Genomic DNA, 11598 nt, shown 5'->3' on the forward strand with positions numbered 1-11598 from the left:
ACGGACGGTTCCAGAGCGGAATACTGCTGATCGCTACTGCCGCCCGGGCCGGCGTCGCGGGCTCAGTCCGTCCCGGCGTCGAGTCCCAAGAGTCTGCGGCGCAGGCCCGGCCATGCCGCGCCGAAGCCCGGATGCAGCTCCTTGTCGCCGACAAGCTCGACCGGCACCCACTGCAGCTCCAGGCTTTCCGGGTCGCTGATCTCCGGTTCGAACGGCTCCACAACGTCGACTGCAACGGTCGTGTAGGTCCAGTAGCCGACGTCGAACACCGACGTGAACAGCACCCGGACGCTCTCCGGCGGAACGGCGGCTTCTTCCTTTGCCTCGCGCAGGGCGCCGTGGACTGCTTCTTCGCCCTGATGGAGGGCCCCGCCGGGGAGTCCCCAGGTGCCGCCCTGATCGCTCCACAGGGCACGGTGCTGCAGCAGGATGCCCTTGGCGGGGTCGTGGACGAGGAGACCTGCCGAGCCGAAGCGCCCCCAGAACCGGCCGCGGTCGCCTTCAACCCAGGCATCACCGGGATCGCGGGGACAGAGGGGACGGCGCAGCTCGAAGGGAAGCTCGTGGGTTGGTGCGGCGCCGGGCTGCGAGTCGTCGGGCCGCTCCTTGTGGGGGAGTGCCGGGCTGGAGGTCGGGGCAACAGGGCTGTCCATGCCCTCAGTTTCCCACGGCACTGCTCACCCCGGCCGAAGTGTGACCCCGCGGGCCGGGCGCGGTGCCTGTCTTCGCGGGATGCTGCCTGCCTGAGATCAAGTGACGGCCCGATCGGTGAAAATTGTCGTAGCCTCGCGGGATGATTTGAGTGTGGACAACAGGACGGCGTTGAGTGTTGAACTCAGGGAGGCGGCGGAGGCCGTTGCCACGTCTGCTGCTGCGTTGGCTGCTCTTGCTGGCGTGGGTGTGGATGTCGATGATCAGCCGGGGGCTGATCGGTTGCGGGATATGGCGGATGCCTGTCTGGACGGGTTCGCGGAGGTCGGGGGGCTGGAGGCCCGGGCTGCGGCGGTGAAGGTGCGGCTGGCCGCGGAGTACGCGGCGGCCGCTGCGGCGTTGGTGGCACCGGCGGCGTCTCCGCAGGAATGTACCGCCCGGGAGATGGCGGTGGTGGCCGAGGTCGCGTGCGTACTCACGGTCAGCGAACGTTCTGCCTCCGCCCTCCTGTCCGACGCTCAGGTATTGACGACGGCGCTGCCGCTGACCCTGGGGGCCTTGCAGGCCGGGGCGATTTCGTGGCAGCACGCCCGGATCATGGCCGACGAAACCGCCGGGCTGGACGCGGCCGGGGTGGCGGCACTGGAGGCGTATTTCCTGGACCCGGACGTACCGGTCCCGGCCCGGGGGTGTTCGGTCGGGGAGCTCGTGCCGGGCCGGTTCCGGGCCAAGGCACGGGTGTGGCGGGAACGCCACCACCCGGTGAGCATCGAGAAACGCCATAAGAAGTGTGCGGCGGACCGGAGGGTCGAGTTCGTCCCGGACCGCGACGGCATGGCCTGGCTCAACTCCTACCTCCCGGCCGACACCGCCGCGGGGATCTGGGAAAGGACCACTGCCGGGGCCCGGGCGCTGCAGGGCCCGGGCGAGTCCCGGACATTGGCCCAGCTCCGCGCCGACGTCGCGGCCGGCCTGCTTCTGAGCAGCGGACTGGCCGACAGCGTGACAGTAACCCCGGCCGGCGGGACAAGAACCCCGGCCGGGGAGGGGTTCGCCGGCGCGGTGGACGGCGCCAGTGCCGGCGGCCTGGCCGGCCCGGGGATCTGCGGGGGTGTGCAGGTCCCGCGGGCGCAGGTCCTGGTCACCGTCCCGGTGATGTCCCTCCTGGGCCTCACGGATGAACCGGCGATGCTGGACGGGTACGGGCCGATCCCGCCGTCCATGGCCAGACGCCTGATCGCCGAAGGCGCCGACTCGTTCCACCGGGTTCTGATAGACCCGCGGGACGGGGCGCCGCTGGAAATCGGCCGGACCAGCTACCGCATCCCGAGGCCCCTGCGGCAATGGCTCCGGCTCCGGGACGGAAAATGTCCCTTCCCGGGCTGCAACAACCCCTCCCTCGACAACGAGGCAGACCACCTGCTGGCATGGGCCGGCGGAGGCACCACCGGGATCTCCAACCTCGGCCAGCCCTGCCGCAAACACCACGGCCTCAAACACACCTCCGCCTGGACACCCACCGGCGCCAGCAAGGACCATCCGCCGGGCTGGATTTCACCGTCAGGACGGCACTATCCCAGCGAACTCCAGGACTGGGAACCACCCCTCTGGCCAGGCCACATTTTCCGCATAGATGACGGACCGAACCGAAGCATTCCCCCGGACCCCGGCCCGCTCAAAGACGAGGGCCCCGAGCCGGACCTGCCTCCTGACCCGTTCCCGGACTGGCACGAATTCACTGCCCGGCACGAATGGCCTGTGGCGGAAATGGACGATCAGGGCTGGCTGGTGCCCCTCGACCAGTCATTTCCGGAAGACCTCCCGTGGCAACTTGTCTGCACGGTTGGGGCTGAAGCCTGACGCCACCGCGCATTTGAGGGAATTGCGCAAGTAAGGCAACTGCGCAATTAGTGGAAGTGCGCAAAGACCCTCACCGGTTCGGGACGAAAATCCGATCCTTCCGTGAAGCCGAGTGCCTCGTAAAAGGCGCGCTGTCCGGGTTCGTCGTCGGTGATCAGCACCAGCTGCCGGACGTGCTCATAGCGTTTTTGCACGGCCTCGAGCAGCGCGCGGCCGGCACCTGATTTTTGGAAGCCCGGATCCACCAGGATGTCCTGCAGGTAGCAGATGGTCGCGTCGTCGGAGACCGCGCGGGCCAGCCCGACCAGCCCGCCGCCGGCAGTCCGGGCAGTGACAACGAAGGAAGAGCCCCGGATGGCGCAGGCGAGTACGTCGGGTTCGCGGGTATAGGCGGTCCAGCCCACGGACTCGTACAGCGCCAGCACCTCGGAGTCGGAAACTGGAGTGCCGGCAAGGACCGTGAACTCTGGCATCGGAACAGTGTCGCACACCGGCGCACCCCGCGGCCCGGGCGGGAGGTGTTAGCGTATCGCCGAACGTGCGCTGCGGTCCGGGCTGCAACGGCGCCAATCCAGAGGGGGGAGTACCTATGAACTCATCAGCTGGTGACAGAAGTGCAAAGGCCCCCGCGCGCCCGGCTTCACCGCCGCATACACCCCCGGCTCCACCCCCGGACATGCCCCCAGCTGCGCCCTCGCGGGTCCTCTTCTACGGGGTGACGGGCAGCGGCAAATCGTCCGCTGCCCGCGCATACGCCAGGGCCACGGGGCTGCCTGAATTCTCGGCGGACGATGACATTGGCTGGCTGCCCGGGTGGCAGCAGCGCACCGTGGAGGAGCAGCGGGACATCGCCGCCGGGATCGCGGCCCAGGATCGCTGGGTGCTGGACAGCGCCTACGGTGTCTGGCGGGACGTTGTAGTGCCGCGGGCGGAGCTCGTCGTCGGCCTGGATTATGCGCGCTGGCTCTCGCTGGCCAGGCTGATACGCCGATCGCTTCGGCGGGCCTTGACCCGCGAACCCGTCTGCAACGGCAATCATGAAACCCTGGCCCGGCTCTTCGTCGAAGACTCGATTATCCGCTGGCATTTCCGTTCGTTCACCAGGAAACGGCAGGTCATGCGGCGACTCCAGGCCGACCCCGGCATGCCGCCGGCGATCATCTTCCGTCATCCCCGGCAGCTTGACGCCTGGCTCGCGCAGCTGACCGCCACGGCCGAGCGGTCCGGGCGGGCCGAAGGCCTCTGACCGAACGACGGCGGAACGTGCTTACGCTGGACCCATGGCTGGACGCATGGCTGGACCCATGGCTGAACTCAAGGTTCCGCGTGGGCTGCAGGAGGCTGATCGTGCTTCGCTGCTCGGGGCCGTGAAAACAATCCATACCTTTGCGTGGTTCACCATCGAGGCCTGCATGGTCTACGTCCTATATGCCGGCGCCCGCGGCCGCACCGACAGGAAAGTAGGTCTGGCCGCCGGCGTCGTGGCGGCGGAGACCTTGGTCTTTGCCGCCAACGGATTTCATTGCCCGCTGACCGCCGTGGCCAAGGACCTGGGCGACGAGACGGGCTCTGTCACCGACATTTATCTGCCACGGTGGTTCGCGAGGAACCTCCCTGGCATCCACGTACCGTTGATCCTCGCCGCCGTGCTGCTGCACTGGCGCAACCACCGGGCCGGATCCGGCACAACGGTGTAGGGAACATCCGTGATCTGGGTGGGCCGCCCGGCCACCACGCCGAGCTGCGCGGCCTACTTCTTGCCGAACAGGCCGCCCAGGATCCCGCCGAGCCCGCCGCGTCCGCCAGATCCGTCGCGCCCGTCTTCCTCGTTGTTGCGCTCGACCGGCTGGCTCCCGGGGAAGTCGACGTCGATCAGCTCACCGGGGCGCGGCGCACCGCCGGCGGGTTGGCCCGGCGGGAAGGCCTGCGGTTCCAGCGGAGAGTCCTGTCCGGTTTCCGGCACGGCTGCCTGAGACGACGGCTGGCCGCCGCCAAGGATCCCGCCCAGCAGATCGCCGAGCCCGCCCATCCCGCCGGCGCCCCCGGCAGCACCGGCACCGCCAAGGATCCCGCCCAGAATTCCGCCAAGGTCAATGCCGCCCGGCGCACCCGACCCGTCGGCGCCGCCGGATCCGCCCGCTTCAGCCGACGGCCCGCGGCCGCCGAGGATCTTGTTCGCAAGGTAGGACATCACGATCGGGGCCAGGATCGGCAGCAGCTTCTTCATCAGATCGCCACTGACGCCGCCGAGTGGGGACGTCCCGGCCAGCTGGCTGGCCACCTGGTCCTGCCGCCCGCCGAAGACGTGGCTCACGATCTTTTCACCGTCCGCCGTGTTTACCTGCGAGACATCGACCCCGCCCTCCAGCAGCCCGTCCTGGTGCTGGCCGAGCGCTGACTCCAGCGAGGCGGCGCCGTCGGAGGCCTGCGCGTTGACCTGCATGCCGGCCAGCAGCGTGGGCACGGCGGCCTCCACTGCGGCCTGGGCGGTCTGCTGGTCGGTGCCGAGCAGGCCGGCAATCTGGTCTACCGGAATCTGCCGCAGGATGTCGTGGAGCTCGGTCATGGGTACTCCTTCAGCCGCATGTCGGTGCGGGCCTCGCTGGAACCGGCGCCAGCGCAGGCGCCGCCGGACTGTTGCCCTTGCATCGTAGTCCGGGCATCCTGAACGCGAAAGGACGCCGCCCAGGGGCCGGGAACGCCGTCGGAGGCCTGCCGCGTTTGCGGGTAATCTAGGAGAGTTCCGGAGCCGGCAGGTTTCTCCGGAGAAGCACATGGCAGGAAGCAAAAGGCGAGGTTGATGGTCCACATCTGGAACGATCCGTCCGAAGTCCCGGCGGACTTTGGTCCTTCCGTCGTTACCTTCGGCAACTTCGACGGCGTCCACCGCGGCCACCAGCAGGTGCTCTCGCAGCTCATCCGCGTCGCCCGCCTGAACCACGCCAAGGCCGTCGCCATCACCTTCGACCCGCATCCGGCGCAGGTCCACCGCCCCGAAACCGCCCCCGAACTGATCATGGGCCTGGAGGACAAGCTGGTGGCGCTCGGCGAGCTGGGCCTCGACGCCGTGCTGGTGATGAAGTACTCCCTCGAGCTGGCCAGCCTCACTCCCGAAGAATTTGTCGCCGACATCCTGGTCGGCAGCCTCAAGGCAAGCCACGTGGTGATCGGCCACGACGCCCGGTTCGGCCGGGGCAACTCCGGGGACCTGGACACCATGCAGGAGCTTGGCAGGAAGCTCGGCTTCGAGGTGCTGGTCATCAGCGAGTTCGGCTCGGAAGGCTTCCCGCTGCACGGTGACGTGCACGACGACGGCGGCACGGACCGCCGCTGTTCCTCCACCTGGGTTCGGGAGGCTTTGCGGGAGGGCGACGTCGCCACGGCCGCCGCCGTCCTGGGCCGGGCGCACAGGATGCGCGGCGAGGTGGTCCACGGCGCAGCACGTGGCCGCGACCTCGGCTTCCCAACCGCCAACCTCGCCGCCGACGCCAGCGGCTACATCCCCGCGGACGGCATCTACGCCGGCTGGCTCGTGGACCAGACCGGAACACGCTGGCCCGCCGCGATCTCCGTCGGTTCCAACCCCACGTTCTACGGCGTCAGCCGGCAGGTCGAAGCCCATGTTATCGACCGCCCGGAAGAAGCTGTTGAGGACTTCGATCTGTACGGCCAGACAGTTGTGGTGGAATTCGTCGCCCGGCTGCGGGGGATGGTGGCGTACCGTGGCCCTGAGGCCTTGGTGGACCAGATGCGCCTGGACGTGGTCCAGGCCCACAACATCCTGTTCGCCCGCTAAGAAACTGCGCTAAAGAACCGCGCAAAATACTGGGCTGGACAGCTGCGCAACCGCCGGGAGGACCGCCGAGAAATTCGGAGCGGTTCCGGCGGTTCGCCGGCCGGTCGGCACTGAGACTCACAGCCATTTGGCAAGGAAGGCAAGACTGTGACACTTGAGAAGAATACGAGGGAACTCGACAAGGAAATCGTCCGGGACTTCAGTTCCCGGATGAGCTACGCGTCCTACCTGCAGCTGCCGACGCTCCTGAGCGCCCAGCAGCCGGTCAGCACCCCGGAGCACCACGACGAGATGCTGTTCATCATCCAGCACCAGACCACGGAGCTGTGGCTCAAGCTGGTCCTGCACGAGCTCCGCAGCGCCGCCGCCTGGCTCCGCTCCGACGATCTCGGCTCGGCGCTGAAGGCGATCGCCCGGGTCAAGCACATTCAGAAGACCCTGACCGAGCAGTGGTCCGTGCTGGCCACCCTTACCCCCACCGAGTACTCGCAGTTCCGCGGTTTCCTAGGCAACTCCTCCGGTTTCCAGTCGAGCCAGTACCGCGCGGTCGAATTCCTGCTCGGCAACAAGAACCGCAAAATGCTGCCGGTCTTCGAATCCGACCCCGAGGCCCACGCGATGCTGCTGGAGCTCCTCGAATCCCCGAGCATCTACGACGACTTCCTCGCCTACCTCAAGCGCCAGGGCTTCGACGTCCCCGCGTCGCTGCTGGAACGGGACGTCACCCAGGCCCACGAATTCTGCGCCGAACTGGTCCCGGTGTTCAAGTACATCTACGAGAACGCGGCGGACAACTGGGGCGCCTACGAGGCCTGCGAGGAACTCGTGGACCTCGAGGACAACTTCCAGCTCTGGCGCTTCCGGCATTTGCGCACGGTGCAGCGCACCATCGGCATGAAGTCCGGGACCGGCGGCTCCAGCGGCGCGGCGTTCCTGCAAAAGGCCTTGGAACTGACCTTCTTCCCCGAGCTGTTCGCCGTCCGGACGGAGATCGGCCAGTGAGCGCCCTCCAGCCGGAAACCGCGGGGGCCGAAACGCAGGCCACCCCCGGCAACAACACAGCACTCCTGCAGCGTGCCCGGGAACTGGACGCCGCCGACCCGCTCGGCGCCTACCGGGAGCACTTCATCGGCACGGACACGGAGCTGTCCTACCTGGACGGCAACTCCCTGGGCCGCCCGCTCAAGCGCACAGTCACGGACATCAGCAGCTTCATCGAGGGCAGCTGGGGCGGCCGGCTGATCCGCGGCTGGGACGAGGAATGGCTGGAACTCCCGCAAGCGATCGGTGACCAGCTCGGCCGCGCCGTCCTCGGCGCCGCGCCCGGGCAGACGATCATCGCCGATTCCACCACCGTGGTGCTCTACAAGATGATCCGGGCCGCGCTGGCCGCCGTCACGGACCCGGACCGCACCGAAATCGTGCTGGACACGGACAATTTCCCCACCGACCGCTACCTCGTCGAGGGCATCGCCCGCGAAGAGGGTCTCACGCTGCGCTGGATCGACGCCGACCCCGCCTCCGGCGTGACCGTCGAGCAGGTGCGGGCCGCCACCGGTCCGGCCACCGCCGTCGTGGTCCTGAGCCAGATCGCCTACCGCTCGGGGTTCCTCGCGGACCTGCCGGGGATCACCGCGGCCGTGCACGACGCCGGCGCGCTGGTGGTGTGGGACCTGTGCCACTCCGCCGGTTCGGTGGAGATCTCCCTGGACGCCGCCGACGTCGACTTTGCCGCCGGCTGCACTTACAAGTACCTCAACGGGGGACCGGGCTCGCCCGCTTTCGCCTACGTCAACGCCCGCCACCTGCCGGGGCTGCAGCAGCCCATCTGGGGCTGGATGGGACGCAAGGACGCCTTCGAAATGGGGCCCGGCTATGAGGCTGCCGCCGGGATCCGAGGGTTCCTCAGCGGCACCCCGGCGATCTTCGGGATGCTTGCCATGCGCGGCACCCTGGACCTGCTCGAGGAGGTCGGCATGGCCGCGGTCCGGGAGAAGTCCCGCTTGCTGACCGCGTTCGCCGTCGAACTCCACGACGCATGGCTCGCCCCGGCCGGCGTCGAGCTGTCGACGCCGCGGGATCCGGAACTGCGCGGCAGCCACATCACGGTGGACCACCCGGCCTTCCGGGAGATGACCGCTGCGCTGTGGGACCAGGATGTCATTCCGGACTTCCGGGCGCCGCAGGGCATCCGGATCGGGCTGTCCCCGCTCAGCACGTCCTTCACAGAGTTGTACCGCGGCATGGCGGCCATCAGGGAACGGCTGGCAGAGGTCCCTTCCGGGCAGTAGCGGGACCGCCCGTTTCGACAAGATTAGCGGCGTGCCGGTAAACTAAACGTTGGATCCGGCTGCAGTCCGTGGCGGCTGGCTCTTGTTGTGTACGGGAAGGCTCTTCTTTGGAGAGCGGATCCGGCGCGGCACCCCCGGCAGTGAGTTACTGATTCGGGCCTCACGGCACATCTCTAGGAGTTATCGTGGCACTTGAAGCCGCTGTAAAGCAGTCCATCATCAAGGATTTCGCAACGTCCGAGGGCGACACCGGTTCGCCGGAGGTCCAGGTTGCAGTCCTGACTCAGCGGATCAAGGATCTCACTGAGCACATGAAGGTGCACAAGCACGATTACCACACCCAGCGCGGTCTGCTGGCCATGGTTGGTCGTCGCAAGCGCATGCTGACCTACCTCAAGAACACTGACATCACCCGCTACCGTCAGCTCATCGAGCGCCTCGGCCTGCGCCGCTAGTCAGCTCTAAGGGGCGGCCCCTTCCGGACCGGAAAGGGCCGCCTTCTTCAAACAAAAACTCAACAGGAGGATCAACCGCATCACGCATTCGCGGTCTTCGGTAGTGATCCCCGGGAACGGCTTCAAGGAATGAAGCCTTAGCCCGTGGGTCTCGATCGATGACCGGGTGCAGTGCAGGCCAGTAGACAGATGCTGGGCTGGGTTGATGCGGCTGGACTCCGTGAACCATGAAACGGAGGTGACTCTCTATGGAGGGTCCCGAAATCCAGTTCTCAGAAGCAGTCATTGACAATGGCCGCTTCGGCAAGCGTGTAATCCGCTTCGAAACCGGCCGCCTTGCCAAGCAGGCAGCCGGCGCAGCAATGGTCTACATCGACGAAGAGACCGCGCTGCTGTCCGCCACCACCGCCGGCAAGCACCCGCGTGAAGGCTTCGACTTCTTCCCGCTGACCGTCGACGTCGAAGAGCGCATGTACGCCGCCGGCCGCATCCCGGGCTCGTTCTTTCGCCGCGAAGGCCGTCCCTCCACGGAAGCCATCCTGGCCTGCCGTCTGATGGACCGCCCGCTGCGCCCCGCCTTCGTCAAGGGCCTGCGCAACGAGGTCCAGATCGTCGTCACCGTGCTGTCCATCAACCCGGACGAGCTCTACGACGTCGTGGCGATCAACGCTTCCTCGATGTCCACCCAGCTTTCCGGCCTGCCCTTCTCCGGCCCGATCGGCGGCGTCCGCGTTGCCCTCGTTGCCGACGAGCACGGCTCGCAGTGGGTTGCGTTCCCGAAGCACTCGCAGCTTGAGAACGCGGTCTTCAACATGGTCGTTGCCGGCCGCATCGCCGGCGATGACGTCGCCATCATGATGGTTGAAGCCGAAGCCACCGACAACTCCTGGAACCTCATCAAGGAACAGGGCGCCACCGCCCCGACCGAAGAGGTTGTCTCCGAGGGACTCGAAGCCGCCAAGCCGTTCATCAAGGCCCTCTGCGAAGCACAGTCCGACCTGGCAGCCCGCGCCGCCAAGCCGACCGTCGAGTTCCCGGTCTTCCTGGACTACCAGGACGACGTCTACGCCGCTGTGGAGTCCGCTGCCGCCGACAAGCTGGCCGCTGTCTTCCAGATCGCCGACAAGCAGGAACGCGACACCGCTTCCGACGAGCTCAAGGACGAGGTCACCTCTTCCCTGGCCGGCCAGTTCGAAGGCCGCGAGAAGGAGCTGTCTGCAGCCTTCCGCTCCGTCACCAAGCAGGTTGTGCGCCAGCGCATCCTCAAGGACCAGGTTCGCATCGACGGCCGTGGCCTGACGGACATCCGCCAGCTCACTGCCGAGGTTGAGGTCCTGCCCCGCGTTCACGGCTCGGCCATCTTCGAACGCGGCGAAACCCAGATCATGGGTGTCACCACGCTGAACATGCTCAAGATGGAACAGCAGATCGACTCGCTGTCGCCCGTGACGCGCAAGCGCTACATGCACAACTACAACTTCCCGCCGTACTCCACCGGCGAGACCGGCCGCGTCGGCTCCCCGAAGCGCCGCGAAATCGGCCACGGCGCCCTCGCAGAGCGCGCCATCATGCCGGTGCTGCCGTCCCGCGAGGAATTCCCCTACGCCATCCGCCAGGTGTCTGAGGCTCTCAGCTCCAACGGTTCGACGTCGATGGGTTCCGTTTGCGCCTCCACGCTGTCCCTGCTCAACGCAGGTGTGCCGCTGAAGGCCGCTGTTGCCGGTATCGCCATGGGCCTGGTCTCCGACCAGGTTGACGGCCAGACCCGCTACGCCGCTCTGACCGATATCCTCGGCGCCGAAGATGCCTTCGGCGACATGGACTTCAAGGTCGCCGGTACCTCCGAGTTCGTCACGGCTATCCAGCTGGACACGAAGCTCGACGGCATCCCGGCCTCCGTCCTGGCAGCCGCCCTGAAGCAGGCCCGCGAAGCCCGCCTGCACATCCTGGACGTCCTGAACTCCGCGATCGACACCCCGGACGAGCTCTCCGAGTTCGCGCCGCGCGTCATCGCGGTCAAGATCCCGGTAGACAAGATCGGCGAGGTCATCGGCCCGAAGGGCAAGATGATCAACCAGATCCAGGAAGACACCGGAGCCGACATCTCGATCGAGGACGACGGAACTGTCTACATCGGCGCCACGAACGGCCCGTCTGCCGACGCAGCACGGTCCGCGATCAACGCCATCGCCAACCCGCAGATCCCGGAAATCGGCGAGCGTTACCTGGGTACGGTCGTCAAGACCACCACCTTCGGCGCCTTCGTTTCCCTGACTCCGGGCAAGGACGGCCTCCTGCACATCTCCGAGCTGCGCAAGATCGCCGGTGGCAAGCGCGTGGACAACGTCGACGACGTCGTCTCCGTCGGCCAGAAGATCCAGGTGGAAATCACCAAGATCGACGACCGCGGCAAGCTCTCCCTGTCACCCGTTGTGGCTGACGAGGCTGGCGCCGAGAGTGCCGACAACGCTGAGGTCTCCCTGGAGTCCGCAGAGTAGTCTTTCCTGACTCAAGCAGCGGGGCCGGTGGATCATCCACCGGCCCC

11 protein-coding genes are annotated in these 11598 nt (G+C 67.3%); 8 read left to right on the forward strand and 3 right to left on the reverse strand.

What is annotated here, in order from left to right:
• Window positions 1-62: 62 nt before the first annotated feature.
• Complete coding sequence (locus AC6EUH_RS05795; RefSeq protein WP_499738051.1) at window positions 63-653, reverse strand: NUDIX domain-containing protein; 591 nt, start codon at window positions 651-653, stop codon at window positions 63-65.
• A gap of 289 nt (window positions 654-942) precedes the next feature.
• Here AC6EUH_RS05795 and AC6EUH_RS05800 point away from each other — a divergent pair, with 289 nt between their 5' ends.
• The gene (locus AC6EUH_RS05800; RefSeq protein ID WP_499738052.1) at window positions 943-2511 is read left to right on the forward strand and encodes an HNH endonuclease signature motif containing protein; all 1569 of its coding nucleotides are present in this window, start codon (window positions 943-945) and stop codon (window positions 2509-2511) included.
• Window positions 2512-2558: 47 nt separating this feature from the next.
• Here the strand turns inward: AC6EUH_RS05800 and AC6EUH_RS05805 are convergent, their stop codons facing one another.
• Window positions 2559-2984, reverse strand: a complete 426-nt coding sequence (locus tag AC6EUH_RS05805) for a GNAT family N-acetyltransferase (protein WP_499738053.1) — start codon at window positions 2982-2984, stop codon at window positions 2559-2561.
• Between the two features lie 203 nt (window positions 2985-3187).
• Between AC6EUH_RS05805 and AC6EUH_RS05810 the strand changes: the two genes are divergently transcribed.
• Both AC6EUH_RS05810 and AC6EUH_RS05815 read left to right on the forward strand, forming a co-directional pair.
• Window positions 3188-3757, forward strand: coding sequence for a P-loop NTPase family protein (locus AC6EUH_RS05810; RefSeq protein ID WP_499738054.1), 570 nt, complete (start codon window positions 3188-3190; stop codon window positions 3755-3757).
• A 34-nt stretch (window positions 3758-3791) separates the two neighbouring features.
• Window positions 3792-4208: a hypothetical protein gene (locus AC6EUH_RS05815; protein ID WP_499738055.1), complete on the forward strand. Its 417-nt coding sequence runs from the start codon at window positions 3792-3794 to the stop codon at window positions 4206-4208.
• 53 nt (window positions 4209-4261) lie between these two features.
• Here the strand turns inward: AC6EUH_RS05815 and AC6EUH_RS05820 are convergent, their stop codons facing one another.
• Window positions 4262-5077 carry a DUF937 domain-containing protein gene (locus AC6EUH_RS05820; RefSeq protein ID WP_499738056.1) on the reverse strand — a complete coding sequence of 272 codons (816 nt, stop codon included), beginning with the start codon at window positions 5075-5077 and terminating at the stop codon, window positions 4262-4264.
• 234 nt (window positions 5078-5311) lie between these two features.
• Here AC6EUH_RS05820 and AC6EUH_RS05825 point away from each other — a divergent pair, with 234 nt between their 5' ends.
• The 5 genes from AC6EUH_RS05825 (at window position 5312) to AC6EUH_RS05845 (ending at window position 11551) form a co-directional block, all read left to right on the forward strand.
• Window positions 5312-6307 carry a bifunctional riboflavin kinase/FAD synthetase gene (locus AC6EUH_RS05825; RefSeq protein ID WP_499738057.1) on the forward strand — a complete coding sequence of 332 codons (996 nt, stop codon included), beginning with the start codon at window positions 5312-5314 and terminating at the stop codon, window positions 6305-6307.
• A 147-nt stretch (window positions 6308-6454) separates the two neighbouring features.
• Window positions 6455-7309 (forward strand): tryptophan 2,3-dioxygenase, encoded by an 855-nt coding sequence (gene kynA / locus AC6EUH_RS05830; protein WP_056432471.1) that lies wholly within the window; start codon window positions 6455-6457, stop codon window positions 7307-7309.
• A 65-nt stretch (window positions 7310-7374) separates the two neighbouring features.
• On the forward strand, window positions 7375-8598 hold the full coding sequence (locus AC6EUH_RS05835) for a kynureninase (protein ID WP_056432843.1): 1224 nt from the start codon (window positions 7375-7377) through the stop codon (window positions 8596-8598).
• Between the two features lie 185 nt (window positions 8599-8783).
• Window positions 8784-9053, forward strand: a complete 270-nt coding sequence (gene rpsO / locus AC6EUH_RS05840; RefSeq protein ID WP_056432468.1) for a 30S ribosomal protein S15 — start codon at window positions 8784-8786, stop codon at window positions 9051-9053.
• A 248-nt stretch (window positions 9054-9301) separates the two neighbouring features.
• Window positions 9302-11551 (forward strand): polyribonucleotide nucleotidyltransferase, encoded by a 2250-nt coding sequence (locus tag AC6EUH_RS05845; protein WP_499738058.1) that lies wholly within the window; start codon window positions 9302-9304, stop codon window positions 11549-11551.
• Window positions 11552-11598 lie beyond the last annotated feature (47 nt).

The organism is Arthrobacter sp. 001422645, assembly GCF_059816125.1.